This is a genomic window from Bradyrhizobium sp. SZCCHNS3002 (genome assembly GCF_032377435.1).
Taxonomy (GTDB): Bacteria; Pseudomonadota; Alphaproteobacteria; order Rhizobiales; family Xanthobacteraceae; genus Bradyrhizobium.
Genome location: NZ_JAUHHY010000004.1, coordinates 252,620 through 278,808 on the forward strand (window position 1 = coordinate 252,620; position 26,189 = coordinate 278,808).

24 protein-coding genes, 1 tRNA gene and 1 riboswitch are annotated in these 26,189 nt (G+C 64.8%); of the genes, 11 read left to right on the plus strand and 14 right to left on the minus strand.

Annotation, left to right across the window (positions count from 1 at the left end; genetic code table 11):
• Positions 1 to 140: 140 nt before the first annotated feature.
• The 5 genes from QW845_RS10855 to QW845_RS10875 all read right to left on the minus strand — a co-directional run bounded on the left by QW845_RS10855 (position 141) and on the right by QW845_RS10875 (position 3,653).
• Positions 141 to 1,040 carry a transporter substrate-binding domain-containing protein gene (locus QW845_RS10855; protein ID WP_315801572.1) on the minus strand — a complete coding sequence of 300 codons (900 nt, stop codon included), beginning with the start codon at positions 1,038 to 1,040 and terminating at the stop codon, positions 141 to 143.
• Positions 1,041 to 1,138: 98 nt separating this feature from the next.
• The gene (locus tag QW845_RS10860) at positions 1,139 to 1,732 is read right to left on the minus strand and encodes an SCO family protein (RefSeq protein WP_315801573.1); all 594 of its coding nucleotides are present in this window, start codon (positions 1,730 to 1,732) and stop codon (positions 1,139 to 1,141) included.
• Between the two features lie 21 nt (positions 1,733 to 1,753).
• Complete coding sequence (locus tag QW845_RS10865) at positions 1,754 to 1,906, minus strand: hypothetical protein (protein ID WP_315801574.1); 153 nt, start codon at positions 1,904 to 1,906, stop codon at positions 1,754 to 1,756.
• Between the two features lie 159 nt (positions 1,907 to 2,065).
• A complete protein-coding gene (locus QW845_RS10870; protein ID WP_315801575.1) occupies positions 2,066 to 2,590 on the minus strand; it encodes a hypothetical protein in 525 nt (174 codons plus the stop codon).
• 703 nt (positions 2,591 to 3,293) lie between these two features.
• The gene (locus QW845_RS10875; RefSeq protein ID WP_315801576.1) at positions 3,294 to 3,653 is read right to left on the minus strand and encodes a hypothetical protein; all 360 of its coding nucleotides are present in this window, start codon (positions 3,651 to 3,653) and stop codon (positions 3,294 to 3,296) included.
• A 165-nt stretch (positions 3,654 to 3,818) separates the two neighbouring features.
• On the opposite strand from QW845_RS10875, the gene QW845_RS10880 reads away from it, so the two are divergent.
• Both QW845_RS10880 and QW845_RS10885 read left to right on the plus strand, forming a co-directional pair.
• Positions 3,819 to 4,184: a nuclear transport factor 2 family protein gene (locus tag QW845_RS10880; protein ID WP_315801577.1), complete on the plus strand. Its 366-nt coding sequence runs from the start codon at positions 3,819 to 3,821 to the stop codon at positions 4,182 to 4,184.
• A gap of 174 nt (positions 4,185 to 4,358) precedes the next feature.
• Positions 4,359 to 6,227, plus strand: coding sequence for an AMP-dependent synthetase/ligase (locus QW845_RS10885; protein WP_315801578.1), 1,869 nt, complete (start codon positions 4,359 to 4,361; stop codon positions 6,225 to 6,227).
• Between the two features lie 111 nt (positions 6,228 to 6,338).
• Here the strand turns inward: QW845_RS10885 and QW845_RS10890 are convergent, their stop codons facing one another.
• Together QW845_RS10890 and QW845_RS10895 are read right to left on the minus strand one after the other, a co-directional pair.
• Entirely contained in the window at positions 6,339 to 9,719 is a 3,381-nt protein-coding gene (locus QW845_RS10890; RefSeq protein ID WP_315801579.1) for a hypothetical protein, read from the minus strand.
• A gap of 616 nt (positions 9,720 to 10,335) precedes the next feature.
• Positions 10,336 to 10,409, minus strand: a tRNA-Gly gene (locus tag QW845_RS10895).
• A 215-nt stretch (positions 10,410 to 10,624) separates the two neighbouring features.
• Here QW845_RS10895 and QW845_RS10900 point away from each other — a divergent pair.
• The 5 genes from QW845_RS10900 (at position 10,625) to QW845_RS10920 (ending at position 13,536) form a co-directional block, all read left to right on the plus strand.
• On the plus strand, positions 10,625 to 11,053 hold the full coding sequence (locus QW845_RS10900) for an SPW repeat protein (protein WP_315801580.1): 429 nt from the start codon (positions 10,625 to 10,627) through the stop codon (positions 11,051 to 11,053).
• 170 nt (positions 11,054 to 11,223) lie between these two features.
• On the plus strand, positions 11,224 to 11,796 hold the full coding sequence (locus QW845_RS10905; RefSeq protein WP_315801581.1) for a methylated-DNA--[protein]-cysteine S-methyltransferase: 573 nt from the start codon (positions 11,224 to 11,226) through the stop codon (positions 11,794 to 11,796).
• Positions 11,797 to 11,872: 76 nt separating this feature from the next.
• The gene (locus QW845_RS10910) at positions 11,873 to 12,712 is read left to right on the plus strand and encodes an AraC family transcriptional regulator (protein WP_315801582.1); all 840 of its coding nucleotides are present in this window, start codon (positions 11,873 to 11,875) and stop codon (positions 12,710 to 12,712) included.
• A gap of 52 nt (positions 12,713 to 12,764) precedes the next feature.
• Positions 12,765 to 13,124, plus strand: a complete 360-nt coding sequence (locus QW845_RS10915) for a VOC family protein (RefSeq protein ID WP_315801583.1) — start codon at positions 12,765 to 12,767, stop codon at positions 13,122 to 13,124.
• A 10-nt stretch (positions 13,125 to 13,134) separates the two neighbouring features.
• Complete coding sequence (locus QW845_RS10920) at positions 13,135 to 13,536, plus strand: SRPBCC family protein (RefSeq protein ID WP_315801584.1); 402 nt, start codon at positions 13,135 to 13,137, stop codon at positions 13,534 to 13,536.
• Positions 13,537 to 13,540: 4 nt separating this feature from the next.
• On the opposite strand, the gene QW845_RS10925 is transcribed toward QW845_RS10920, so the two are convergent.
• On the minus strand, positions 13,541 to 15,019 hold the full coding sequence (locus QW845_RS10925) for an MATE family efflux transporter (protein ID WP_315801585.1): 1,479 nt from the start codon (positions 15,017 to 15,019) through the stop codon (positions 13,541 to 13,543).
• A gap of 263 nt (positions 15,020 to 15,282) precedes the next feature.
• On the opposite strand from QW845_RS10925, the gene dgt reads away from it, so the two are divergent.
• Positions 15,283 to 16,731, plus strand: a complete 1,449-nt coding sequence (gene dgt, locus QW845_RS10930) for a dGTP triphosphohydrolase (RefSeq protein WP_315801586.1) — start codon at positions 15,283 to 15,285, stop codon at positions 16,729 to 16,731.
• 25 nt (positions 16,732 to 16,756) lie between these two features.
• Here the strand turns inward: dgt and QW845_RS10935 are convergent, their stop codons facing one another.
• Positions 16,757 to 17,860, minus strand: a complete 1,104-nt coding sequence (locus QW845_RS10935; RefSeq protein ID WP_315801587.1) for a 2'-deoxycytidine 5'-triphosphate deaminase — start codon at positions 17,858 to 17,860, stop codon at positions 16,757 to 16,759.
• Positions 17,861 to 17,972: 112 nt separating this feature from the next.
• Positions 17,973 to 18,052: riboswitch (SAM riboswitch) on the plus strand.
• Positions 18,053 to 18,130: 78 nt separating this feature from the next.
• On the opposite strand from QW845_RS10935, the gene QW845_RS10940 reads away from it, so the two are divergent.
• Positions 18,131 to 19,339, plus strand: coding sequence for an O-succinylhomoserine sulfhydrylase (locus QW845_RS10940; RefSeq protein WP_315801588.1), 1,209 nt, complete (start codon positions 18,131 to 18,133; stop codon positions 19,337 to 19,339).
• Positions 19,340 to 19,471: 132 nt separating this feature from the next.
• On the opposite strand, the gene QW845_RS10945 is transcribed toward QW845_RS10940, so the two are convergent.
• Genes QW845_RS10945 through QW845_RS10955 form a run of 3 tightly spaced genes read right to left on the minus strand, consistent with a single transcriptional unit; the run spans position 19,472 to position 22,744 of the window.
• Positions 19,472 to 20,632 carry a GDSL-type esterase/lipase family protein gene (locus QW845_RS10945; protein ID WP_315801589.1) on the minus strand — a complete coding sequence of 387 codons (1,161 nt, stop codon included), beginning with the start codon at positions 20,630 to 20,632 and terminating at the stop codon, positions 19,472 to 19,474.
• Positions 20,633 to 20,645: 13 nt separating this feature from the next.
• Complete coding sequence (locus QW845_RS10950; protein WP_315801590.1) at positions 20,646 to 21,404, minus strand: SGNH/GDSL hydrolase family protein; 759 nt, start codon at positions 21,402 to 21,404, stop codon at positions 20,646 to 20,648.
• A complete protein-coding gene (locus QW845_RS10955) occupies positions 21,404 to 22,744 on the minus strand; it encodes an OpgC domain-containing protein (RefSeq protein WP_315801591.1) in 1,341 nt (446 codons plus the stop codon). Before QW845_RS10955 ends, QW845_RS10950 begins: the two co-directional genes overlap by 1 nt.
• Before the next feature lie 323 nt (positions 22,745 to 23,067).
• On the opposite strand from QW845_RS10955, the gene apaG reads away from it, so the two are divergent.
• Positions 23,068 to 23,463: a Co2+/Mg2+ efflux protein ApaG gene (gene apaG / locus QW845_RS10960; RefSeq protein WP_315801592.1), complete on the plus strand. Its 396-nt coding sequence runs from the start codon at positions 23,068 to 23,070 to the stop codon at positions 23,461 to 23,463.
• 490 nt (positions 23,464 to 23,953) lie between these two features.
• On the opposite strand, the gene QW845_RS10965 is transcribed toward apaG, so the two are convergent.
• Positions 23,954 to 24,319 carry a hypothetical protein gene (locus tag QW845_RS10965; RefSeq protein ID WP_315801593.1) on the minus strand — a complete coding sequence of 122 codons (366 nt, stop codon included), beginning with the start codon at positions 24,317 to 24,319 and terminating at the stop codon, positions 23,954 to 23,956.
• A gap of 193 nt (positions 24,320 to 24,512) precedes the next feature.
• Positions 24,513 to 25,481 (minus strand): NAD-dependent epimerase/dehydratase family protein, encoded by a 969-nt coding sequence (locus tag QW845_RS10970; RefSeq protein WP_315801594.1) that lies wholly within the window; start codon positions 25,479 to 25,481, stop codon positions 24,513 to 24,515.
• A gap of 75 nt (positions 25,482 to 25,556) precedes the next feature.
• Here QW845_RS10970 and QW845_RS10975 point away from each other — a divergent pair, with 75 nt between their 5' ends.
• A complete protein-coding gene (locus QW845_RS10975; RefSeq protein ID WP_315801595.1) occupies positions 25,557 to 26,102 on the plus strand; it encodes a helix-turn-helix domain-containing protein in 546 nt (181 codons plus the stop codon).
• Positions 26,103 to 26,189 lie beyond the last annotated feature (87 nt).

Consider the following 26,189-nt stretch of genomic DNA (forward strand, 5'->3'; position numbering starts at 1 on the left):
TCATCGCGAGCGAAGCGAAGCGATCCAGCCGTCACAAGGCTTCTGGATTGCTTCGTCGCTCCGCTCCTCGCAATGACGGTGGATGCGCAGCGACGGCGGGCCGGGCGCATGACGCCTTCGCCCACCCGGCAGGTGAAACTCTAGAACGGGCTGATCGAGAAGTAGCGCAGCCACAGATCGGTGTAGCGGCCTTTTTCCCAGACCCGGAACAGCGCCCAGTTCAGCGCCTGGCGCAGGAGGTCGTTGCCCTTGCGCACGGCGATGCCGACGCCCTCGCCGAAATAGCGGCTTTCGACGAAAGGTCCACCGGAAAAGGCGCAGCAATCGCCGGAATCGGTGCCATTGACCCAGAACGCCAGCGAGATGCCGTCACCGAAGATCAGGTCGACCTCGGAGCGGCGCAGCGCCTGCCGCAGCGCTTCGTCGTTCGGATAGGTCTTGATCTCGGCGTCGGTGAACATCGCCTTGAGGTAGGCCTCGTGCGCGGTGCCGGCGACGGCACCGATTTTCTTGCCCTCGAGAAATTCGGGGCGGATCTCGGTCATGACGGCGTCGCGGCGGGACACGAAACGCGCGGGCGCGCGGTAATACGGATCGGAGAAGTCGGCCCGCGCCCGCATCTGCGGCGTCACCGCGATCGAGGCGATGATCGCATCGCCCCGGTTGGACGACAGCGCGTCGAGCAGGGTTTCGAACCGGCGCATCTGGACGGTGCAGGTGACCTTGATCTCGTCGCAGATCGCCCTGGCAAGATCGACGTTGAAGCCGGCCGGATTGCCGTCCGGGCCGGTGAAGTTGAACGGCGGATAGTCGGTCTCGGTCAGGAACCGAATCACGGTGAGGCGCGACAAATCAGGCCGCTCCGGCCGGCGTCGCGGATCCCAGAAACCAGGGACGGCCTGCGGCGCCGCCTCGACGACCGGCCGCACCGGCGCTTGGGCGCGCACCTCGGTGCCGGCTGCTGCGAGGGCGAAGCACAGCAACGCGCCGGCGACGGCGAGACGGGTGGATTGCACAGGCTTTGACAAGACGGTCGGCATCAGCGGTCCCGATGGTCACCGCCTTATAAAGCATCCCAGCGCAAATTCGAGGCTGGATTCGGCCGGGAGGCAGCCGCCCGGCTGGAGCGTTAACGCGCTCAGAGGTATTTCTTGAGATCCGCCGCAGCTTCCTCGGGCGTCCGCTTCAGGTTGAACGGCGCGACGAACCGGCCGTTGCGATCCATCAGATACACCAAAGCGGTGTGGTCCATGGTGTAGTCGCCGTCCTTCAGCGGAACCTTCTTGGCATAGACGCGGTATTCGGTGAGAACCTTCGCCAGCACCTCGGGATCGCCCGTCAGGCCCTTGAGATGCGGGTCGAAGCTAGAGAGGTAATCCTTCATCGCGGCCGGATTGTCGCGCTCCGGGTCGACCGAGACGAAATAGGCGTTGACGCTGTCGGCATCCTTGCCCATCGCGCGCAGCACCTCGGAGATCTCGAACAGCGAGGTCGGGCAGACGTCAGGGCAATGGGTGAAGCCGAAGAAGATCAGGGTCGGCCGCCCCTCCAGGCTCTTCTCGGTGACGACCGCACCGCTCTGGTCGGTCAACTGGAACGGGCCGCCGATCGCCGCCGGCGCCGCGATGTTGCGTCCGCCGCCCATGACGAGGAACATCAGCGACAGCCCGATCACCAGGCTGGCGGCGAAGGCTCCGACGATCACCAGCGGACGGGTGATATTGGACGGCATTGCGCGCTCCTTCACTGTCTCTCAGAAGCAGGCCTGCAAGCCGGCCGCGAGGGTCTCGAAGAACACCGCGGTCCCGTACTGCGCCCACATCGTCACGGCCCCGAGGACGAGCCCGATCGCCGCGAGCCCCGCCGCGATGGCCGGCACGGCGGCGGGACGCCGGGCTTGCGACACGGACGGTATCTCTTGCGGCGCTGAAAGAGGCTGCATGATGGCGTACTCATCGGCCGGAGCCGACCACGCGGCCCGCCCCTCAGACTCCAGATAAGCCCCGCAACCGGTCCAGGCAAGCGCCGCAGTCGGGCGGCCGATCAGCCCAAATGCCAGCCGTTATCAATGGGAGGCGGAGGCCTTGGCCGCGGCCGGAGAGATGGCCGGCGCATTGGGCGCGACATGCGAGGACGAGGGCGAGGATGCCTGGGCATCCATGTAGCAGGGCTTGTACATCGCCTGCAGCTCCTTGCCCTTCAGGAAGATCATCCGGGGCGTCAGGCCGCCGCGCTGGGTGATCCAGCGGCGGATCGGCGACGGGTACATCGAGTACAGCATCTGGGTCGCCTCGGGATTGGTGACGGCCCGGCCGTTGGCGCCGAAATCCCAGGCGGCGTGGAAACCGAGATTGGCATGCGAGGTGACGCAGATCTTCTCGTGCGGGATGGCGCCGAGCACGATGGTGCAGGCCGATGCGCAGAGCCCGTCGATGATCACGTACTCCCCGGAAGACCGCAGGCCCTGGTACTTGTCGACATAGGTTCCGATCCGGCCGCCGCGGTCATCGGCGATCCGGACCACGGCCTGGCTGGCGCCGACCCCCGACAGCAACAGAACGACCGCAAGCAATCCCGTCCAGAATTTCATGTCGAGCCCCAGTGCAACCCGGCGAAACCGATCTGACCGACTTTGGCACGCTTCGTGTGATGCGCTTCTTGTGATGCTTGGACTGCGGTGGACCTTGCAATCACGACCCCATCCGCAGAACCGGAACGCGAAGGCCAAATCCAAATCGCACATGCAGCGTGTTTCGAGATCGTGTTTTTGTCCAGGAGAGCGCAGCGACCAAAGCCAAATTCACCGCGAGTGTTGCAAGCCCGCTGCACCAATGAGTCGCTACCACCGAAAATGGCCGAACGCTGGTTCCGGACATGGCGGTCGCGCCACGAGCAAGGCGGAGGCCCGGCATGATTCGCCCATCGGCGCGGCAGCGGCGTCACGGCGGCACGAACGGCACTCCGGAGAAACCCGGGGGCCGCGCTTTCGCACGACACACCCCAATCAGGGCGGGAGGCGAGTCCCGCGGATCGCCGGCCCAGCGGCGCTGGTGCGGTCCCGATGGCGGGTGAGGGCTCGCGCGGGCATGGCGTCATGCGACGACGTCAAGAGAGGCCGTCGATGCAATCACAAGTTTGTGCCGTCCGCTCCTGGCCCTGCGCCGCAATGACTGCGGTGGGGTCAGGCGGCACCGCGCCGTCTGATCGGGAGAGGGAAGCGAGGTCGCGCCGACATCGCGCCAGCAGCCGGGAGACGATCGGCCTCCCGACGCTCACGGCCCCGGCGGATCGAACTAATTATCGGGCAGCCGAATCCGCGCACCGAAGGTGACGAGCGGCGCATCGGCGGCGCCGAGCTCGATCTGCCGCTCCGGCACCTCCTGATAGCTGCCGTCTTCAATCTTTTTTAATTCATATTGCCAGACCGTTAACGTCTCGCCACGCGCCAGCGCATCGCGGATGCGGCTGGCGCCGCGTCCCGGCAGCTTGACGAGGTCGTCGCGCATCATGCCGATCATCGTCGGGCTCTCACCGCGATGCAGCTCGAAGAAGACCATGCGATTGGGCTTGTCCTGCGGCTTGAGCACGGTATCCGCCGTGAACAGCACCAGGCAGATCGCGACGGCAATCCACTTCCAAGTGTCGGACATCATGAGACGCATTCCCCGCACCGCCGCCGCGCGAGACGTAGGCCTCGCGCAAACAGGCGGCAACTTACAGTTCTGTCATTCCGGATGAGATGACGTTCGACGTAATCGATTCGCTGCGCGCCGGGCGCGATGATGGGCTCCTCATCGTTCACAACATGGAGAGCACCGATGACCAACCCGACCGAGATCGCCGAGAGCTACATCGCGCTGTGGAACGAACGCGACGCCGCGCAGCGCGGCACCGTGCTCGCGCGCAACTGGACCAAGGATGCGCTCTACGTCGACCCGATGATGCGCGGCGAAGGACGCGACGCGGTGGATGGCCTGGTCGCGGGCGTGCAGCAGCGCTTTCCCGACTTCCGCTTTCGCCTGGTCGGCGCTGCGGACGGCCACGGTCCTCATCTGCGATTTTCCTGGGAGCTCGGCCCCGAGAATGCGGAAGCCCCGATCCAGGGCACGGATTTCGTCGAGCTGGCCGACGGCCGCATCCAGCGCGTCACCGGATTTCTCGACAAGGTCCCGCAGGGCGCCTGATGGACGCTCCGACCGGTCCGGCGTCCGTTGCGGTGCCGGCCTGCCGCGATGGCCGGGCTCCCATGCGCGGATGCGCGACCTGCCTTGCGATGATTGCGCTACGTCAACGTCGGACGCGATCCGCCGCTGCAGAGCTTCTGCTCGCAACGGAGTCCAGGATCGCCGGAGACGGGCGTGCAGCAATCAAATCCCATCGATGATCACGCCATGGCGGCCGGCACGCTGGCCGCCATCACCACCCTGCCCGAGCTTTGGCGCTGGCGCGTCGCACAGAGCCCGGACAAGCCGGCCTACCGCCATTTCGACGCGCGAGGCGGCCGATGGGCGAGCTTCAGCTGGCGCGAGATCGATCTCGTCGTCGCCCGCTGGCGGCGGGCGCTTGCGGCCGAGGGCTTCGACCGGGGCGAGCGTATCGCCATCCTGATGCCGAACGGGATCGCGCATCTCGCGATGGACCAGGCGGCGCTGTCGCTCGGCCTGGTGCCGGTGCCGATGCACGCCGTCGATAACGCCGACAGCATCGCCTACATCCTCGCCGATTCCGGCGCCCGGCTGCTGCTGGTCGATTCGGACGCCCGCTGGGAGGAGATCGCGGCGGCCGGCGAGGCCCTTCCCGAACTGCGGCGCATCGTCTGCGCCGACCGACAACCGGCTGGCCCGACCGGCGATCCGCGCCTCGTCGATCTGGACGCGTGGTTGAACGCAGCCGGCAACGCCGCGCCTTCCGGCGCCCAGGCCGCCATCGCGCCGCACGACCTCGCCGCCATCGTCTACACCTCCGGCACGACGGGCCGGCCCAAGGGCGTGATGCTGTCGCACGACAACGTCGTCTCCAACCTCAAGGCGATTCATCAACGGCTCGCGGCCGACACCGACGACGTGTTCCTGTCGTTCCTGCCGCTGTCGCACACGTTCGAGCGCACCGCGGGCTATTATTACCCGATCGCCATCGGCGCCTGCATCGCCTATGCGCGGTCGGTGAAGCAATTGTCCGAAGATCTGGTGGAGGTCCGTCCGACGATCCTGATCTCGGTGCCGCGCATCTATGAACGCATCTACTCGCTGGTCATGCATCATCGCGGGACCGCAAACCCGCTCGAACGGGCGCTGCTCGACCTGACGATCGCGATCGGCGGCCGCCGCTTCGATGCGCAGCATGGGCGCGAAACGAGCCTGTCAGCGTTCGACCGTTTCGCGTGGCCGCTGCTGCGGCGCCTGGTCGCCGCCAAGGTGCTGGCCCGGTTCGGCGGACGGCTGCGGGTCGCCGTCAGCGGCGGCGCGCCGATCGCCGAGCCAGTGGTGCGGCTGTTCCTGGCGCTCGGGCTCGAGGTGCTGCAGGGCTACGGCATGACCGAGACCTCGCCCGTCGTCAGCGTCAACACGCCCGACGACAACGACCCGCGCACCGTCGGTCGCGCCCTGCCCGGCATCGAGGTGCGCATCGGCGACAATGACGAACTGATGGTGCGCGGCCCGAACGTGATGCTCGGCTACTGGCGCCGGCCGGAGGAAACCGCGCGGATCAAGGAAGCGGACGGCTGGCTGCACACCGGCGACCAGGCCCGCATCGATGCGGGACGCATCACCATCACCGGTCGGATCAAGGACATCCTCGTCACCTCGACCGGCGAGAAGATCGCGCCTGCCGATCTCGAGACCGCGATCCTGACCGATCCGCTGTTCGAGCAGGCAATCGTGATCGGCGAGAACCGGCCGTTCCTGGCCGCGATCGTCGTGCTCAATGCCAAGGGCTGGGCCGAGCAGCAGGCGCGGCTCGCGGCGCACGGCCAGCGCGGCACCGAGGCCGAGGCGGCATCGCTGCTGCGGCACATCGCCCGCGCCGTGAAGGCCTATCCCTCCTACGCGACGCCGAAAGCCGTGCATTGGACCTTGGAGCCGTGGACCATACAGGAAGGCCTGATCACGCCGACCTTGAAGAACAAGCGCCCGGCGATCGAGCGTGCTTTCGCGACGGAGATCGAGGCGATCTATGCGAAGCGGGTGGCGCCACAGACTGCCGTTTCAGGCTCAGCCCGCGGCTGACCCGCTCGCATCCCTGGTCTCGCGCCGAGGGCATGCTGGCGAGGGCACGCCGGCGAGGTCCGTGCGCCGGCCTCGGCGAACCTTACCTGGCCGAAACCGCCAGCGATCCGATTAACCGGAAGGCGCTGCGACGGCGATGCGGAACGGGTTGCTCGGATCGATGGTCAGGGCTCCCTTCGGATCTGATTTGATCGCCCACGACACCGCCCCCTCCGCACTGGTCGAAGCAATGATCTCGGCGGTGTAGTACGGCTGGACCGTCGCTTGGGGGAAGTAGCTGGCCGAACTGGTCCAGACGCCTACGAAGAGCTCGACGCTCGTGTTCGCCGGCGGCGCGTAGAACGCGGTGGGCGTGCCGACCGAGCTGGTTGCGGCGTAGTATTGTCTCGCACGCGCCACGGTCGTGCCCGCCGGCACTCCTGTCCCGGTGACCGCTTGGCCCGCAACGACGCACGAGGGGTCAGCGAGGGTGACGGCGGCCTCGTCTTGGATCAGCGTCGCGGTCGTCGTGCTGACGAAGGTCACCGCGACCGCCGTGCCGGAAGACGTCGGAGGCCAATTGATGGTGACGGCCGATGCATTGACGTCGGTTACCACGGTGCCGGTCGCGATTCCCTGTCCGGATACGGACTGACCGATCTGGACGAGCGACGGGTCTGCGACGTTGAAGATCGCCGTTATTCCTTCGAACAGATCGCCTGTGGTCGTGCTGGTGAAGGTCAGCAACGCGTCGCCATTTTGGGTCGCGTTGGCGCTCAAAGTGATCCCGGTCGACTGAACCACGGCGCGCACGAGAGGATTGCCGGGGCCCAACACGCCCGGACTTTCCTGGCTCGGGAGCAGGACGAAGAAATTGCGTGCCGGATCGGCCACCGACGATGCACAGGCGAGTTGCATGGCGCCAGTGCCGTTGGGCCCCCCCACCCACGATACGGCGAGAGGGCTCTTCGAATCGCGCAGCGGAGCCGAGCCGGCGCCGCCCGCGCTGGTGAAGTCCTGCGCGTAGAGGATGCCGAAATATTTCGAGAAGTCGGTCGCGAAATCGCTCGCAGTCCACGTTCCGTCGGAGAAATCGAGCCACAGGGCATCGTCGCTCTGCAGGTCGAAATCCGACGTGTCCTTGCCGGACTTGAAAGGGATGAGCGGGTACCAGCCGATCGTCTGCACGAAGGCCGCCACGTTGGTGAAGTCAGAACCGGGAGGGGGACCCGACCACCCGACGCCGGACTGCATCGTGGCAAACGTCAGCGCGACGCCCGTCCCGCTCGCGGCGGCGGCCTGGGTCAGCTTGACCATGGTGTCGTTGACGCTGACCACGCTCGTCCCATTCTGTATCCCTTGACCGGAGACGGACTGGCCCGGGAGGGCAATCGAGGGATTGGCGACGTTGGTGATGATCGTCGAACCTTGGGTCAGATCGCCGGTCGTCGTCGCGTCGAACAATGTGGTGAAGGTCAGCGGCGCTCCCGAACTGCTCGCGCTGGCGTTGGCGCTCATGATCACATCGGGCGGCGCGACGCCTGTCACCGTCGTCCCCTCCGGGACGCCTGCCCCCGAGACCTGCTGGCCGACGAAGATTCCCTGCGCCGCAGCGATGTTGGAGATCGTCGGCGATCCGGTCGCGAGGTCGCCTGTCGTCGTGACCGTGGCGGTCGGCACGAATTGCAGCGGGACCCCCGTGCCGCTCGTCGTGGCGGCGAGGCTCATCGTCACAATACTTCCGTTGACGCCCGTCACCGTCGCTCCCGCCGGCACTCCCGCCCCGGAGACGACTTGGCTGGCGAAAATCCCCGATGGATCGGAAACGGTGACGGCCGTCGAATTTGCGGTGAGGCTGCCTGTCGTCTCGACCGGAGGGTTTGGTCCCGCACCGGCAGCCATGAAGGCGACGTAGTTGGCGAGATTTATCGTGACGTTCCCCACCGGCATGTTCATTTCGCTGCTGATCCACGGGATCTCCGCGCCCGGCGCCTGTGGTCCGGACTTGGCGACAGACGGGAAATCAGTGCGGTCGAACACCGCGACCGGGGTGGCATTGGAGATGTCGCGGCCGCCGTTCGGCGCGTCGATGTACTGCGCCACACGCGTCGGCGTCCACGCGATGGTGTACGTATGAAACTCGCTGTAAGGCGCGAAGTTTCCAGACGTGTCGAACAGATACGCCTCGTTGTTGAGCACCGCCGAGGTGAAGGAGTTCGGATCGCTCGTGCCGGGTATGGGGCTCACCCGGAGTATTCCGGTGTGCGTGACGTCGGGCCATCCGGTGAAATCGACGGTATTCGAGGCTTGGCCGGCAGGGCTCCGCCAGTAGTTGAGCGCCACGGCATTGGTCATGTCGAGGTCGGATGGAGCCGCGAGCGACGTCAGCGGATATTTCCAGGTCGTCGCGTCAGGCCAGATCAAATTGGGCCCGGTCTGGTCGACGAGCAACTCCCACCAGGTCGACCCGCGCGCCGGCGCGTGCAGGGGTTGGAAGACGGAGACATTGAATGCGGTCTCCTCGTTGCCACCGGGACCGCTGAGGCCGGCGATCACGCTTCCGAGCGTGCCCTCCGGCGTGAGATCACTTGTATCGATGATCAGCACGTCTTTGACTGGCTGGCTACCGGCGAGGCCAACCGACCAAACGTTCACGGGGGTGAACTGAAAGGTCTGGCCTGATACGGGCGCGCTGGCGGCCTGGCTCAGCGTGACGATCGACGTCGATTGGTCGACCTCGGTGATGAAGGTCCCTTCGGGAAGCAGACCGGGGTTACCCACGGCGGAGACCGCCTCGCCGCCCGAAAGCTGTCCGATCAGGCCAGCCGTGGTGATATCGATCTGATTGAGCTGGCCGCTGTTGATGTTTCCCGAACCGCCCGACGCCGCGACGGTGACCGTGACCGGCCCTGCGCCGAACAAGCCGGTGCCGCTGTTGAGTTTGTTGAGCGCTGTCTGCAGGTCGCCGGAACTGATATTGTAAGCAAGATCACCGGTCTTGGCGCCAGTCGTGCCGTCCTCCAGGACGAACGTTCCGCCGCTGGGCGGAGCGCCCGGCGCGCCCATCCACGTATTGTAGTAGGCCCACATCTGCTGCGCGATGGCCTCATCGGTCCGCGTGAAGCCGAGTGTCCAAGAGGTCGCGGCCGGATCGAGTGTCTGCGAACGCGGATCTCCCAGAGCGACGGTTGCGCCGAAGGTTTGCAGGTCATTCGGTTTTGGCAGCCCGCCCGCGAAGGTGGCGTAGGCCGCCTGGGTCGCCTGGGTGAAGGGGACGAACTCGAAATCGACCTCGTTCCAATTCCAGTTCTGCGCTACGTCGGGCGATTGCGCCGCCGAGGGCGCGTTGGAGTAGAGCCAGAATGCCGAGCAGACGGGACCTGGTGCCGCCTGCATCCTGCAAATGAACAGACCGTAACCGAAGCTGCGGTTGGACTGCATCTGCGCGGAAAGATAGTCGCCGTATCGGGAATAGTTATCGACTCCCGTCGATGAGACAGGCTGCTCTGCCACTGGACGTTCCCCCTTGCCGAAACGAATGTCGGGGCCGATCCGGCCCCTTAACAATCCATGATTGGGCTTGATCTATGATTGTAATGAAAATATATACTCGCGAAACTTGCGCCCTCAGGAATTTCCAGTCAATTGAAATACACCTTAAAGGTGTATTCGATGGCAGTTTTTCGAGGATGAGAGGCGTGATCATGTCCCAGCTGCATCTTGGCAACCGGACGATCTTCAGAACCGCTCCTCCGGCCGGCCGCCGTGTCGTCAGCCGCGCAGGTTGAGGAAGCCAGGGCCGCAACGACGCTCCGGCGCGCGCACGGTCCCTGCCCGTCAGTCGATCGCGACAGCCAAAAGGTCTGCACCTGCCGCGACGCCCATCTTCACGATCTCCCGCGAACGTGGGGTTGGTGTCAGGTTCGAAACCGCGCGGTCCTGATCGATTTGCAGCGAAAGTGCGGAGCGGCAGGGGAGGTCCGCCCTCCACCGGGCGCGCGCAACGCATACCGTCCTGACGCCGCAGCTGCACCTCATCGCGCAGCATAGACCGCGTACTCGTCTTATCCGGCGCTATCGGAAGCGGTGGACAATTCACCTTCGCATTGTCGGCATCCAATGCGGAGCTTGGAGCGGGCGAAGGGAATCGAACCCTCGTATGCAGCTTGGGAAGCTGCCGTTCTACCATTGAACTACGCCCGCGCTCGCCAATGCTTAGCCGACACGATGCGTTTCGCCAAGCGGCTTGTTGCCGCGCGATCCGCGGGCCCAGACGGCGAACGCGAAAGGTCTGCGATGGCCGGATCGCCCGATCGTGATCGGTCGCAACCGCAAGTCTCGGGAACAGATTGGGCGATCTCGCCTTGCCATTGGAGCCGGCGCTCGCGTCGCCGCGCCGTGTGCTGGGAGTTCACATCATGCAGAGCCATGGCCACAAGTCTCCGACCGCCCCCTCGAAAACCCTCGCCTTCATGTCGGGCCCGTCGGCGCTCGACCTCTACACGCTCGGTTGCGGCCTGTTCCTGGCCTTCGCGCCCGCGCTGTTCGGCTTCGCGCGCAGCGCCGGCCGGATCGATGCTGAGCTGGCGGGAGCTGCCGTCGTCGCGCTCTCGTTCGGCGGCCTCGTGGCGTTCGCCGATTGGGAGGAGTGGCTGAAGGTTGCGCTTGGCGTATGGCTGATTGCAGCGCCGTGGCTGCTCGGGTTCGCGCATACATCGGCGATGCATGTCAGCATCACGGTCGGGATCGCCGTGACCTTCCTAAGCCTCCTCGAGCTGTGGCTCGCGCATGATCCTGATTTTGCTGGCGATCGCACCGGAATGGTGAGCCGCTCGTCTGAGCTCTGATCGATCGCGTCTCGCCTGCGACAACAGAGATCGCAACGCAACGCTTGACAACCATCACCCAAATCAGGGCAAACCCGCCCCCGTCACGCCGCGCTGTTAACACTTTGTAAACAAAGTTGATGCGGGCGATCGTGACGATGATATGATGTGCGTGGGGTTGGGGTGGCGTCATGGGGCGTGGGTATACGATCTTTGATACGGCCCTCGGCCGTTGCGGCATTGCATGGAGCGATGCCGGAATCACCGGCGTACAATTGCCGGAAGCGCGGGAAATCGAGACGCGGCGGCGCCTGTTTCGCCAGTTTCCCGACGCACGGGAGCAGCGCCCGTGTTCGAATACTGAACTCGCCATCGAAGGCATCGCGGCCATGCTGCGCGGGCAGGAGGTCGACTTCTCCGACGTTGCGCTCGACCTCGACGGCGTCACGCCCTTCAACCAGCGCGTCTACGATTGCATTCGCGCGATTCCGCGCGGCGAGACGCGCACCGCCGACGCGATCGCAGACGAACTGCACGTGCCCAAGGCGCTGAACTCGATCGCGCAGGCACTGACCAAGAATACGTTCGTCCTGATCGTCCCTTGCCATCGCGTCCGCGACATCGGCAACGGCCTCGACAAGCCGTCGCCCAACAGCGGCATCGTCTCCAAGCGTCGGCTGCTGTCGCTCGAAGGCGCACGGCCTCATGCGGGCCTGACGCTGTTCGACGCGTTTCTCGCCGTCGACCGGCCGCGCGCGTCGTAAGCGGACGCCTCGCGTCGCGCGATATTATCTCGCGCATCGCCCTCCACTTTCCTCCGCAATGCGCTAGATTTGCAGGATGACCGCCACCATCCTGTTCGAAAGCCGTGACGTCACCGTGTCCGAGTTCCGCTGTGCAGCGATGCCGGGCGAGCGTCCCTATGTCGAGCAGTATGCCGGCTACTCGCTGTCCTATGTGCGCAAGGGCAGCTTCGGCTGTCGGCACCGCGGCCGCGTCTTCGAGCTGGTCACCGGCGCGCTGCTGGTCGGGCATCCCGGCGATGAGTTCATGTGTACGCACGACCACGTCTGCGGCGACGAATGCCTGTCGTTCTTCTTCGACGATGCGCTGATCGACGAGATCGGCGGCGACAGGCAGGCCTGGCGGGCCGGCGCGATGCCGCCGCTGCCGGAGCTCATGGTCCTCGCTGAGCTCGCAGAGGCCGTCGCCGCGCGCGAGCAGACCCTGGGCCTCGACGAGATTGGCCATATCATCGCCAGCCGCTTCGTCGCGACCGCCACGGGCCAGCAGGCGCGCGCCGCGACACCAGGCCCTCGCGACCGACGGCGCGCGGTCGAGAGCGCGTTGTGGATCGACGACAATGCGCATGATGACATCGACCTGGCGGCTGCGGCAGGCGAGGCCGGCGTCAGCCCGTTTCATTTCCTCCGGATGTTCGCCGCTACGATCGGCGTGACGCCGCATCAATATCTGATCCGCTCCCGCCTGCGGCACGCCGCGCGGCGCCTCAGCGAGGAGGATACGCCGGTCACCGCCATCGCCTACGATTCGGGCTTTGCCGATCTGTCGAATTTCACCCGCACCTTCTCGCGCGCTGCCGGCGTGTCGCCGGCGAAGTTTCGCAAGGCCTCGCGCGGCGAGCGCAAGATTCTCCAAGACCGTCTGAGCCGCCATTGATTGGATGATCCCGGCGCGTGCGGCAGCCGCATGCGAAGCATGGAGATCATCGATGTACGATCATATCGGCCTCAGGGTCGGCAATCTCGACGCCAGCGTCCGCTTCTACACCGCCGCGCTGGCGCCGCTCGGCCACATCCTCTGCTCCAAGGACGAGGCGTCGGCGGGCATCGGCCCGAAGGGGCAGCCGGCGCTGTGGCTGTATCTCGACAAGGGCGCCAGCAAAGGCACCGCGCATATCGCGTTCCGCGCCCAGGACCACGCGGCGGTCGCCAGATTCCACAGCGAGGGTTTGAAGGCAGGAGGCGGCGACAATGGCGGCGCCGGGCCGCGCACGGACTACAGCCCGACCTATTACGCCGGCTTCCTGATCGATCCCGACGGCAACAACGTCGAAGCCGTATGTCCGTGAGGTCAGCGTCATGGCATCCATCCAGAAGGACATTCCGATCGCGGCCCCGGCCGGTGCAGTGTGGGACGCAGTGCGCGATTTCGGCGCCGTTCATACCAGGGTGGCGCGCGGCTTCGTGACCGGCACCAGGCTCGACGGAGACGTCCGCATTGTCAGCTTCGCCAACGGCAGCGTGGTGCGCGAGCAGCTGGTCGACTGCAACGATCAGCGCCGGCGCCTCGTCTACGCCATCAGGAACGAACGCATCAGCCAGCACAGTGCGTCGTTTCAGATCATCGCGGAAGGCGAGGAGCGCTGCCGGGTGATCTGGACCACCGACGTGCTGCCGCACGAGATCGCGCCCTATATCGAGCAGCAGATGGAGCTCGGCGCGCGCGCAATGCATGACACGTTGGGCAGGCTGCGCGGATAGCGGCTCAGCCGACACGCGCCGGGGGCGGCGCGTGCGCGTCAGGACCGCGTCCGGCCGCCAGCACGGCCGGGCGCAGCTCCAGCGCCGCGGCCGGCTTCGGCCCCCACCGCGTGAGCATGACGCTCGCGAGCGTCAGCACGCCGAGCAGCACCATCGAGGACGCCGCCAGCATGAAGAAGTCGCCCTCGGTCGCGGCATGGCTCAACAGATAAGAGCCACCTGCGGCGATGAACACGAGCCGCACCGTTTGCGCCAGCACCGGACCGATCACCCTGGCTGCGCCCTGCGAAGAGAAGTACATCGAGATCGCCAGGCCGATGAAGGCATACATCGGCGCGGCGACCTGCAGATAGTGCCGGCCGGCGCCGCGCGCGCTCTCGTCCTGGGTGAAGATGTCGACCCACAATTGTGGGACGATCGCGATCAGCGTCGACAGCGCGCCAACCGACGCGAACGACACCAGCCCCGCCGTCCAGGCGATGCGGCGGGCGCGCGCGATTCGCTGCGCGCCGATCGCCATGCCGACCATCGGCACCGAGGCCATGCCGACGGAGAAGGCGACCGTGGTCATCATGAATTCGAGCCGCGCGCCGATGCCGTAGCCGGCGAGCACCGCGGTGCCGAACGACGCCAGCATATGCGTGAAGATCGCGATCGACAGCACGGATTGCAGCGGCGAGAAGCAGGCGACGGCGCCGACCTTGAGAATGTCGGCGAACATCGCGCCGCTGATCCTGAGGCCGCGCAGCTTCGGCCGGACGCGCGCGCGCCCCGAAAATAGGTACCAGCCCATCACCGAGATGCTGACGCAGAACGCCAGCAGCGCGCCGGCGGCGACGCCGCGCATACCGAGCCCGAGGACCAGGCTGAGCGTGCCGCCCAGCACGATCTGCAGCATCGCCGAGCTCAGGATCATGAACGACGGCAGCTTCATGTTGCCGGTGCCGCGCAGGATGCCGGCCATCGAGTTCATCAGCCAGGGCAGGATCGCGCCGCCGAAGAAGATCTGCAGATAGGCCGTGGCATGGCTCAGCACCGCGCCGCGGCCGCCGAGCAACTCCAGCAAGGCCGGGCCGAACACCAGCATGCCGATCATGAAGGTCGCGCCGAACAGCAGCGCGATCAGCAGCGCATGCGAGGCGAGCGTCGAGGCGCGATCGGTGTCGCCGGCGCCCAGCGCCCGTGCGATCGCCGAGGCCACACCGCCGCCCATCGCGCCGCCGGACATCGTCATGGTCAGGATCACCAGCGGAAACACCAGCGCCATCGCCGCCAGCGCCTCGATGCCGAGCCGGCCGATATAGGAGGTCTCGGCGATGACGACGCAGGTGCCGGCCGTGTTGGCGATGATGTTCGGCCAGGCCAGCGACAGCAGGGTGCGCAGGATGGGGCCGTCGACGAGCTTATTCCGCATCGGCTTCTCGGGGGGCGGCAATGCACGCCCCTCGCCGACCGGAGTGTCGGCCAGGCCGATCTCGGACATCTCAGCTCCCCGCTCGGCCGCGCAGGTCGCGGCCGTCTTATCGTTCGATGGCTTGATAGCTGCCGTTGTCGTAGCACATCGCCCCAGCGCACCCAGTGCGGTGAGCGCATTGGGGGTACGCTTCCGGCGAGTAGCTGCATTAAGATACCTAGTTGATCACCAATAGATCGATCCTAGAGCGGCTCGCTCTCCTTTTGGATCAAGGCCATTGATGATGCAACCAAAGCGCGATACGACTTACTCCTATAAACAGGGAGGGCGACATGGAATGGGCCGCGCTGCTTAACGAAGAACGCTTCTTTTGGCCAACTAACTTGGACGTCGACAAGCGGCCAGAAACAGAAAATAGGTCTTGGGTCTTTCAACAGGACGCGGCACGCCTTTGCTCATCATCAGCATTCCGGCGATTGCAGGCTAAAACTCAAGTGCTGCCGTTTCCAAAAACAGACTATCCGAGGACACGTCTCACACATACGCTCGAAGTAAGCAATATTGGCCGACGCTTAGCTTTAAACGTTGGCCGCCGATTGGCAGAGTCCAACGCTTGGCAAACCACAGGACTAGACGCGATCGATTTCGCCGCAAATCTCGTAGAGATTACAGCCGCCGCGTGTCTGGCGCACGATATCGGGAATCCTCCTTTCGGACATGCAGGTGAAGATGCGATCAAGGGCTGGTTCGACGCACGATTTGCTCAGACCCAGCGCTATCCCAATCTGAGCCAAGTTACTGAAGATATACGACGAGATGTTCAACGCTTTGATGGTAACGCGCAAGGTTTTCGAGTTCTCACCTACCTTCAAGGCTGGGGGCGCGAAGGTGGATTGCAGATGTCTCTCGCAGTCCTCGGAGCCTTCTCAAAATATCCGCGGACGTCGAGATTTGCTGTATCAGACAAGTACGGCGTCATGTCGGAGGAAGCCGAGCAGGCAAAGTACATATTCTCCAAGCTCGGCATGAGGGAACTCGAAACCGACGGGAAAGACTTTGAATTCGCCAGACACCCGCTGGCCTACATCGTCGAAGCGGCAGACGACATCGCGTACGTCTCGGCCGACTTGGAAGATGCAGTACGCTCAAGCGTTCTCGAATTCGAGGCCGCCGAGAAAATGCTCCTGTCAATCGCCAGCCGAAGCTCCTACAAGCCGAACCAAACCGAGAGAATGAAGCGGTATAAAGACCTAAAGAGAACTTCAAAGATGGCTCGGCTTCGATATCTCAGGACCCACGCGACTACTGAACTGGTGCGTGAGGCAGAAGTGGTGTTTCTCGATAAACTGACCGCGATTATGGAGGGCACATATAGGGGAGAATTGCTTAAGGATTCAAAGCTCGGCGACGCAATCGCGGACATCAAATCAATCAGCCACAAAGAAGTCCACAATTCTCGCGGCAAGATCGAGAATGAAATTGCTGGCAAGAACGTCATATATGGACTGTTGGACATTTTTGCCGAAGCGTTTGAAACGCTCTTGCATCGTGGGGGACTAAACAAAGTATCAGATTTAGAGCGCAAACTGCTCTTGATTTTCCCATGGGATAACTACTTCCAGGCAGACCACCCGGATGAACTGACAGATCAAGTTGATAGGCTGAATCCTTCTCAGCTATTATATATGCTTGTAGACTTCGTCTCCGGCATGACAGACCGTTATGCATCCAGCATGTTTAGACAACTAACCGGCAACCAGCAACCGTTTGCCAACTGGTAACAGACCAGAAAGATGGAAGTGCTTGTCACCTGAAATGCTTTGATAGTTTTAGTCCCTGCAGCTGATAGTTAGATCCGATCCGCCGCCCATACATCGCGTTCGGCCGCGCCAGCATCTTCTCGTAGACTAGGCGGCCGACGATCTGGCCGTGCTCGAGGATGAACGGCACCTCGCGCGAGCGCACCTCGAGCACCGCGCGCGAGCCCTGCCCGCCGGCGCCGGCATAGCCGAAGCCGGGATCGAAGAAGCCGGCATAGTGGACGCGGAATTCGCCGACCAGCGGATCGAACGGCACCATCTCCGCGGCGTAGTCCGGCGGCACCTGCACGGCTTCCTTCGAGGCCAGGATGTAGAACTCGCCGGGATCGAGGATGAGGCTGCCGTCGGGCCGTGCCTTGATCGGCTCCCAGAACTCCTCGACCGGATAGCCGGCACGGCGGTCGACGTCGACGACGCCGGTATGGCGCTTGGCGCGGTAGCCGACATAGCCGTTCGCATTGCTGCCTGAGAGGTCGACGGACAGAGCGACACCGCCGGCGAGATCCGCATCATCGCGATCCACCAGCCGCTCGGCCTGGTGCAGCGCGATCAATTCGTCCTCCGACAGGACCGCGTCGCGATAGCGGAAGCGAACTTGGGACAGGCGCGAGCCTTCGCGCAACAGGACCGGAAACGTCTTCGGGCTGATCTCTGCGTAGAGCGGACCGTGATAGCCGGCGCCGATCATGTCGAAGCGTCGCGTGCCGTCGGCGATCACGCGGGTGAACACGTCGAGCCGCCCGGTCGAGCTCTTCGGATTGGCGGCCGCGACGATGTCCTTCGGCAGCGCCAGGCTCTCCAGCAGCGGCACGATGTAGACGCAGTTGGTCTCCAGAACCGCGCCGTCGGCGAGCGCGAACTCGTGCAGCTTCAATTCGTCGATGCGCTCGGCGACGGTCGATCCCGGCCCCGGCAGAAAGCTCGCGCGCACCCTGTAGGCGACGTCGCCGAGCCGCAGGTCCAAGCTCGCCGGCTGGATCTGGCTCTCGACGAAATCATATTCGGGAATGATCAAGCCGGCCTCCGCCATCGCCACGATCATGCGATCGGGGAGGATGCCGTGGGCGTCGGCGGGAAGCGAAAACGGCAAGGCCTGATCCTTTGCAGGCGCCGGAACGGCGGCTTGTGGAGCCAATATAGGGTCTTTTGACCGGTTATCCGATGGCCGGCTTGACGGAAAGGCCGGTTGCGACTATGAGCACCACTTATCCCGTGGTGATTTGAGCCGGCCGGCTTGCAGCCACGTTAAATAAGTCGCTAAACAGGCCGGGGACGAATGTGATCCCGGCCTTGAGGAGTTTTCCCAGGCCGGTTTTTTTGTGTCCATCGCGCCGAGCGCGGTGGTCACGATGGAGGTCACATGTCGAAGTCCCCCGCGAAGGCGCCGGTGTCGTTCGCCCAGTATCGTCCCGAAACCCGGCTGGTGCATTCCGGCACCTTGCGCTCCGAATTCGGCGAGACCGCCGAAGCGCTCTATCTGACGCAAGGTTTCGTCTACGCCACGGCCGAGGAGTGCGAGGCGCGCTTCAAGGGCGAGGATCCCGGCTTCATCTATTCGCGCTTCTCCAATCCGACCACGGCGATGTTCGAGCGCCGCATGATCGAGCTCGAGGGCGCCGAGGCCTGCCGCTCGGCCGCAACCGGCATGGCTGCGGTCACCACGGCGATCCTGGCCCCCCTGCGGGCCGGCGATCACGTCGTCGCGGCCAAAGCGCTGTTCGGCTCGTGCCGCTACGTGGTCGAGGATCTCCTGCCGCGCTACGGTATCGAGTCGACGCTGGTCGATGGGCTCGATCTCGACCAGTGGCAGAAGGCGGTCAGGCCGAATACCAAGAGCTTCTTCCTCGAGAGCCCGACCAATCCGACGCTCGACGTGATGGACATTCCCGCGATCGCCGAGATCGCGCACGCCCATGGCGCGCGGCTGATCGTCGACAACGTGTTCGCCACGCCGATCTGGCAGAGCCCGCTCGCGCTCGGCGCGGACGTCGTCGTCTACTCCGCGACCAAGCACATCGACGGCCAGGGCCGCTGCCTCGGCGGCGTGATCCTGTCGTCGGAAGCGTTCATCGCCGAGCACATCCACAACTTCATGCGCCAGACCGGCCCGTCGATCTCGCCGTTCAACGCCTGGGTCCTGCTCAAGGGCCTGGAGACGCTCGCGGTGCGCGTGCGCGCGCAGACTGAGACCGCCGGCAAGGTCGCCGATTTTCTCGCCGCGCATCCGAAGATCTCGCGGCTGATCTATCCCGGACGCGAGGACCATCCGCAGGCGGCGACGGTCAAGAAGCAGATGCGCGCCGGCTCGACCCTGGTCGGCTTCGAGGTGAAGGGCGGCAAGGCGGCGGCGTTCCGTATGCTCAACGGATTGAGGCTCGCGCGCATCTCCAACAATCTCGGCGACGCCAAGACGCTGGTCACGCATCCCGCAACGACCACGCATCAGCGGCTGACGCCGGACGCGCGCGCCGAGCTCGGCATCAGCGAGGGCTTCATCCGCTTCTCCGCCGGGCTCGAGCATGCCGACGATCTGATCGAGGATCTCGACGCCGCCCTCAGCGCGGCGTAGCGAATGGTGAAGTGGCGTCGCGAGTAGACCGATCTCATCCCTGCGCGCTACTTGTCATTCCTCATCCGCACATCACCTCCGGATCCCGGGGTTCGCTCGCGCGGCGAGCGCCCCGGGATAACGCCCGCGGCGTCACATCGGCCGATAGGTCGGCACCTCGGCCGGCGCGTTGATGCCGAGCTTGACCTGGCCAACCGAGCGGATGATGTCGTCGCCGAGCAGTTGTGCGAAGCAGGCATAACCCCAATCGCTCATATGCAAGCCGTCCGAGATCACGAACTCGTTCATCGGGATCGCCTGCCGCTCGTGCCAGTCGCGCATCACCTCGAAGCGCGGGAAGATGCCGGCGTGATGCAGCTCGGCGATGCGGCCGAGCAGCTTGTTCATGCGACCCGCGCTCTCCTGCCGCTCGTTCACGCGCGGCGAATATTGCAGATCGACCAGCACGACATCGGAGGCTGCGGCCTGGATCTTGGCGACGCCGTCCTCGACCAGCCTGGCGGTCTCGGCCGGATCGAGATCGCGCAGCACGGCATTGGTGCCGACCTGCCAGATCACGAGATCCGGGTGACGGTCGATCACCGACGTCTCGATCCGCTTCATCATCTCCGGCGCATCCTCGCCGCCGACGCCGGCATTGATGACGCTGATGTCGACCATCGGATATTGCCGGCGCAGCTGCGCGGCGAGCCGATTCGGATAGGTGTAGTCCGGCGCGCTCGCGCCATAGCCCTGCGTCGACGACGAGCCGAAGGCGACGATCACGATCGGCAGGCCGGAGGCGAGCTTGTTGGCGACGTGCGGCAGCGAAATGAAATTCTTCTTCGCGACGCCCTTCGGCGCCAGGCACGGCACGCGGTTGAAGATGTCGGTGGCCGATTTGGCGACCTGCTTGACCTTGTCGATCGCCCGCTCGGTGATGCTGCGCGATTGCGGCGGCGTGGCCGCGACGCCCTGCCCGGCTGCGGCCGGCGGCTGTGCATCGGTCATGGCCGGCGCGGTCGTCGCCGCAGGCGGCGCGGTCGTGGCCGCCGGGCGCACCGCGGCGATCGGCCCGCGCACCTGATCGTTCGCCTGCGCCAATGTGACGTGTCCGATGCTAGGTCGCAGCTCGCTGATCAGCGGAGTCTTCGGACCGGAGCTCTCCACATCGGACAGCGCGGCGGGTGCAGCCGGCGCTGCGCTCTGCGCCCGTACCGTCTGCGGGCTCAGCGCGAGGGCGATGGCAATGACCGCAACGGCCGAAAGCTTCTCCCATGTCCCGGATACGCGGTGACACTCATTCGACGTCATGAACGACATAATCCTAGTTCTGCTGCGCCGGCCCGATATGCGCCGCGTCGATGATGAACTTCGACAGCGCCCGGCCGATGCAGTCATGAACCTGCCTGGCCAGCTCGACCCCGTGCGTCGGATTGAACAGGTCGAAATCGCCCTGCTCGTTCCACTGCCGCATGATGGCAAACCGATCGAACAGCGGAATGTCGCGGTGCTGCGCCACCACACGCATGTTGTCGACATAGGGCGGCACGGAGATCAATGTTTCCGTCCGCGGACTGTATTGCAGATTCATCAAGACGACGTCAGCTCCTGCTTTCTGCAGCGTCGCCACACCGTCGTCGACCGCCTGCCGGAACTCATCAGGATCGATCGACCGCATGGCGTCGACCGTGCCGGTCTGCCAGATGACCAAATTAGGCCTTTTTCCTTCCACCAGTTTAACGAGATTGCCCGCGACTTCCTCGGCCGTCTTCTTGGGCTGCAGCTCGATGCTGAGATTGACGGCGACCGCCGGCAGCTTGTCCTTCAGCGCAGCCTGCAGACGGGCGGGGTACGCATTGGCGTCGGAGGTGTTGACGATCGAGGACGAGCGGCTTCCGACGACGAGAATATCGAGTGTGCGGCCGTTCTTGACGGCGTCTGCAACCTTCGGGAGCGGGCTCTCGGTGGTCAGCAGGTAGGCCGGCACCTCGCAGTTCTGCGGCGCGTCTTCCGCGCGCGCGGAGGCCGCCAGCGAAACAGCCAGCGCCGCGATACCAAACCTTAACCACGAGACGGACTTCATCAGCCCCCTCCCGCCAGATCGGCGTTGCTGCGCGCACCTTTTCGCGCGGCGCCCTTATCGGCCTCACGCTTGTACCACGAAATCAACGACGCCACCCCCCACATGATGAGGATGCCGCAAAGGCTGATCACCGCGTGCATCATGGCGCCGCCGGACACTTCGGCAAGGACGAAGTGGCCCGCAAACGCCAGAAATACGCCAAGACAGAAGATCTCGAGCGAGTGTTGCCCACAAACAATCAGCGGGCGCAGCCACGGCGACTTCAACAGCGGCCAATCCTTGCGCAGATAGTGCACGGTGAGTGCTGCGAGTGCGAGGAAATGCGCGAAGCGCAACACGTCAAGGTCGGTCTTGTCGATCGGATACATCCACTGCTCGATTCGGCGCGGCATCAGATGGCCGAGCTGCGGGATGTACCAGGTCAAGGTCACGCAGAACGCCGCGACCAGATAGGCGACGCAGAGCCCGAGCGTGATCGGCGAGTTGATGATGCGCGACATGCGATGAGCACCGCCGAGCGCGCACCACGCACCGAACACGAACAGGAGCTGCCAGGCGAACGGGTTGAACGCCCAGAAGCCGTTCGGATAGGCCGTCAGATAGAGATCGAGCTCCCAGGTGAGTGCGTAGAGAACGACCGAGAGCCCGAGCGTGACATCCGGACGCCAGCGCATCAGCCACAGGATCAGCGGCAGGAACAGCATCAGCACGATGTAGAGCGGCAGCACGTCCATGTTGACGGGGCGGAAGCGCAGGATCAGCGCCTGCACGATGGTCACGTCCGGCTGCTTGAGAAAATCCATGATCCCCATCTCTTCGGTGTAGAGCGGGTTCTCGAAGCTGGTCGCGACGTAGGAGATCTCGGCGAGGAAGATCGTGAACAGGAAGACATGGGCGACGTAGATCTGCCAGACGCGGCGCAGGATGCGCGCGGTGGCGACGATGAAGCCAGCATCCTGCATCGCCCGGCCATAGACGAATGCCGCCGTGTAGCCGGAGATGAAGATGAAGATCTCGGTGGCGTCGGAGAAGCCGTAGTTGCGGATCGTGAACCAGGTCAGCAGGTTCGGCGGCAGGTGGTCGATGAAGATCAGCCATAGCGCCAGCCCGCGAAACAGGTCGAGCCGCAGCTCGCGCTCGCCGACCGCCGGGAAGGTGATCGCCGGAGCAGCGGTGGTGGCGGGTGCAGCAGTGGCGGCCGGCGCGGCCGCGACGGCTGATGCTGATGCGACCACAGGTGCAGCCGCGCTCGCCGCGGCGGCGGTCTCCGCAGCCGGCGCGGGTGCGGCGCTGGCTGCGGGGGCGGACGGTCCGGCAAGGCGATCGGCAATCGACGTCATCAGGCACCGCGTCAAGGCTGCCAGCCTTCGAGGCCCGGCAGGGGAAATGTAGGGCCGCGCAGTTTTTGCGCAAGCGATGAAGGACTTATCAGCTGGGCCGTGCCCAGTTTTTCGACCTTGGCGGCCAGCTGGTGGGCGATCGCACGACGCAGGACAGGTCGATCGCCGCCAGGGTCTGCCGGCCGCGCCCGATCCGAGTCCAAGGAACGGACCGCGCGTACGGCCGACAGAGTCCGCGATTCTGGTGCCATAATGCGGAACTGTGTTGAAAGCACGATGGCGTCGCGATTGGTTCCGGCGCGGGTTTCCGCTACAATGCCACCATGTATCGCGCCGTGACTCGCCACATCGAAGTGACCGTCGAACCGAACTTCCTGCCTGAGAAGTCGTCGGTGGCCGATGGCCGCTGGTTCTGGTCCTATACCGTCGTCATCACCAACAGCGGGGAGGAGACGGTGCGGCTGCGCAGCCGCCACTGGATCATCACCGACGGGATCGGCCGGCAGCAGGAGGTGCGCGGCGAGGGCGTGGTCGGCGAGCAGCCGGTGCTCGCGCCAGGAGAGCGCTTCGAATACACCTCCGGCGTGCCGCTCACCACCGCGTCCGGCTTCATGGCCGGCTCCTACCAGATGGAGAGCGAGAGCGGCGAGCACTTCGACATCGCCGTGCCGGCGTTTTCGCTCGACAGCCCGGACGGCGGCAAGCGGGTGTTGAATTAGCCGAGCGTGCACTTGGTTCGGCTGATGACCGATCGTGCACCCGCATTTTTGTACTTGGCTTTCAACGTTCATCGCGTATCGGCCCGGCACACCCGCTGACTTCTGCTCAGCTGTCGTCCCGGGCAAGCGTCCGACAACGCGCCAGCGTTGGCGGATGCGCCGACCCGGGACCCATAACCACAGTGTGCAGTTTGGCGACGGCTGGAGCGACGATGCCGTTTCACCACAAGACCCTGTGGTTATGGTTCCCCGCGCGACGTGCGCAATTGCGCACTAGGCGGGGACGAAACCATTTCTGTCGAAGCGAGATTGCGTCACACCGCCCCTCTCTGACTGACGTCACAGCACTTCGCGTTCTCGCGACGCATCCCGCGCCCGAGCTTTGTCGATTCGTTCGCCCTCTCCAAGCAGAGGGCGCAGGGAAGGCCGGGCCTCGGCTGAGGCCCGTGGCCCGCCTGCGAAAAGAATGCAGGCGGCAGGTACCACAGGTTCAGCCGGAACGACCCGGCCCTCCCTGCGCGATCGGTTTTAACGGCTGCTTCGCGTTCTCCCTGGTGCGCCGTGCTTTCTGGCCACCATCCCCACGCGAAGCGAAAGCTCCGGCGTGAGTTGATATCAGCGTCGGGATATCAGGACCGCGCGACTTGACCGTGCGTGCATCGCCGTTCGTCCGCGCGGACTGATCCACGCTGCGGCAATACACGCCCATCGCATCCCACTGCCAACGGTTCGTGACGGTCGCGAAACGCCCCTCATGCGGCAGCAGAGACGCGCGGAAATGTGCCAGTGATTTGCCCGACGACACAAGTTGTTTGTTGCTGCGACAAAGGAGCGCGACGGGCAGTGCGGTCGGCACGATCCAGGATGAACTAATAGCGACGAAGCACCGGACCATAGGGCGGGCAAAAGGCACTTGGAGGCCCGACGATAGAGGCACAAGTGCACGGCGCCGTGCCCACCGCCCGCGACCACCGCTCGCGATCGTGGGAACGCGATCACGCTCGGAGGCCCCGTCGGGGCCACCGTGCCGCCAGCGCGACGCCCTTCGATCATCCCCGCATGCGCGCGATGCCTTCGGCCCAGGTCACGACCGGGGTGTAGCCGAGGTCGCTTCGCGCCTTGCTGATGTCGAGCGTGAAATCCTGGCCGATCATGCGCAGTGTCTGGCGCGTGATCGGCGGCTTGGAGCGCAGATGAAACATGCGCCAGACGGTCTCCATGACGGCCGCCATGCGCCAGGCGATGCCGAACGGTGCGGATCGTTGGATGGGGGGAACGTCCCGGGTGCCGAGCAGATCGGTGATCACCTGCTTGAGCGTGCCGGCCTGCCCGTCGGTGACATGGTAGGCCTGCCCGCCCCGGCCTTTTTCGGCCGCCAATAGCAGGCATGCGACGACATTGTCGACGTGGCTCGTGGACATGAGCTGTCCACCGCCGTCGGGCAGCGCGAAATGACCTGCCCTCGCGGTTTCGACCATGGCATCGAGCATCGGCATCCCCTCGCCCCAGATCATCGGCGGCCGGACCACGATCGTGCGAAACGCAGCCGTGTTGGCCTGCCGCACCATCTGGTCGGCGTCCGCCTTGGTCGCGATGTAGGGCGCCCAGGACGGCCTTTGCAGCGTCGCATCCTCGCTGACGTCCCTCATCGGCTTCGGACGTCCCATCACCACCGCGGCGGCTCCGGCGGCGACAAATGTCGATGCGCCAGCCGCCTTGGCGGCGGCCAGCATCTTGCGCGTGCCGTCAACATTGGCCTCGCGAAACAGCGTATGAGGGTCCCACTCGCTCAAGTGCCCGGCCACGTGAAAGACCGTGTCGCACCCTTGCATACCCTCGGTCAGCGCCATCTCGTCCTGAAGGTCGCCCCGACGGGTCACGACACCCGGGCCCTCGACGGCCGCCGCCGCCTCGTCGCTGCGAACCAGCGCGACCACTCGCACATTCATCTCCCGCAACCGCGCGATGAGGCGCTTGCCGACGAAGCCGGAGCCGCCTGTGACAAAGACGTTTTTCATGCTACCTCTATAGCGTTGCTATAGCACTCATATAGCACCGCTATAGACCAATGCAAGATCCGTCAGGGACAGTCGATGTCGACCGAAGATCAGATTCTATCCGCCGCCGCTGAAATCCTGGAACGGCAGGGCCCCGAAGCCGTGACGACGCGGGCGGTGTGCCAAGCGGCGGGCGTGACCGCGCCAACGCTCTATCACCACTTCGGTGACAAGAGCGGATTGCTGCGTGCCCTGGTCTTGCGGGGGGTCGAGACGTTCATGACACAGAAGCGGACCAACCGTCAGACCGCCGACGCCCTCGCCGATCTGAAGCGCGGCTGGAACGGCTGGATCGCTTTCGCACTCGAACGACCAAAATTGTTCCGCATGATGATCGATCAAACCCGGTCGGACCCAGGCGCGTCCAGAGAGGCTTTCGGACTCATGCGGGCGGTGGTCGAGCGGCTTGAAGCCCAAGGGCGTTTGACGACCGACGTGGACACCGCGTCACGAACGATCTGGGCGGCTTCGAACGGCGTTCTGACCCTGTTCTTGCAGGACGTGCCGGCCGCCGAGATCAAGCGGTCGAGCGACATATTGCTGGAGGCGCTTGTCGCGAGGTTTGTGCGAACTGATCAGTAATGCGACTCCATCCCATCGCGTCACGATCCGGCGCCCTGTTGCGCATCACGCCTTGCGGGATCGCTCGCTGGGGCATCGCCGGCCGTC

Excerpts from the sequence above, each read along its gene's own strand:
- QW845_RS10855 (WP_315801572.1), bottom strand. The coding sequence starts at position 1,040 with ATGCCGACCGTCTTGTCAAAGCCTGTGCAATCCACCCGTCTCGCCGTC.
- QW845_RS10860 (WP_315801573.1), bottom strand. The coding sequence starts at position 1,732 with ATGCCGTCCAATATCACCCGTCCGCTGGTGATCGTCGGAGCCTTCGCC.
- QW845_RS10870 (WP_315801575.1), bottom strand. The coding sequence starts at position 2,590 with ATGAAATTCTGGACGGGATTGCTTGCGGTCGTTCTGTTGCTGTCGGGG.
- QW845_RS10875 (WP_315801576.1), bottom strand. The coding sequence starts at position 3,653 with ATGATGTCCGACACTTGGAAGTGGATTGCCGTCGCGATCTGCCTGGTG.
- QW845_RS10880 (WP_315801577.1), top strand. The coding sequence starts at position 3,819 with ATGACCAACCCGACCGAGATCGCCGAGAGCTACATCGCGCTGTGGAAC.
- QW845_RS10900 (WP_315801580.1), top strand. The coding sequence starts at position 10,625 with ATGCAGAGCCATGGCCACAAGTCTCCGACCGCCCCCTCGAAAACCCTC.
- QW845_RS10905 (WP_315801581.1), top strand. The coding sequence starts at position 11,224 with ATGGGGCGTGGGTATACGATCTTTGATACGGCCCTCGGCCGTTGCGGC.
- QW845_RS10910 (WP_315801582.1), top strand. The coding sequence starts at position 11,873 with ATGACCGCCACCATCCTGTTCGAAAGCCGTGACGTCACCGTGTCCGAG.
- QW845_RS10915 (WP_315801583.1), top strand. The coding sequence starts at position 12,765 with ATGTACGATCATATCGGCCTCAGGGTCGGCAATCTCGACGCCAGCGTC.
- QW845_RS10920 (WP_315801584.1), top strand. The coding sequence starts at position 13,135 with ATGGCATCCATCCAGAAGGACATTCCGATCGCGGCCCCGGCCGGTGCA.
- QW845_RS10925 (WP_315801585.1), bottom strand. The coding sequence starts at position 15,019 with ATGTCCGAGATCGGCCTGGCCGACACTCCGGTCGGCGAGGGGCGTGCA.
- dgt (WP_315801586.1), top strand. The coding sequence starts at position 15,283 with ATGGAATGGGCCGCGCTGCTTAACGAAGAACGCTTCTTTTGGCCAACT.
- QW845_RS10940 (WP_315801588.1), top strand. The coding sequence starts at position 18,131 with ATGTCGAAGTCCCCCGCGAAGGCGCCGGTGTCGTTCGCCCAGTATCGT.
- QW845_RS10945 (WP_315801589.1), bottom strand. The coding sequence starts at position 20,632 with ATGACGTCGAATGAGTGTCACCGCGTATCCGGGACATGGGAGAAGCTT.
- QW845_RS10950 (WP_315801590.1), bottom strand. The coding sequence starts at position 21,404 with ATGAAGTCCGTCTCGTGGTTAAGGTTTGGTATCGCGGCGCTGGCTGTT.
- QW845_RS10955 (WP_315801591.1), bottom strand. The coding sequence starts at position 22,744 with ATGACGTCGATTGCCGATCGCCTTGCCGGACCGTCCGCCCCCGCAGCC.
- apaG (WP_315801592.1), top strand. The coding sequence starts at position 23,068 with ATGTATCGCGCCGTGACTCGCCACATCGAAGTGACCGTCGAACCGAAC.
- QW845_RS10970 (WP_315801594.1), bottom strand. The coding sequence starts at position 25,481 with ATGAAAAACGTCTTTGTCACAGGCGGCTCCGGCTTCGTCGGCAAGCGC.
- QW845_RS10975 (WP_315801595.1), top strand. The coding sequence starts at position 25,557 with ATGTCGACCGAAGATCAGATTCTATCCGCCGCCGCTGAAATCCTGGAA.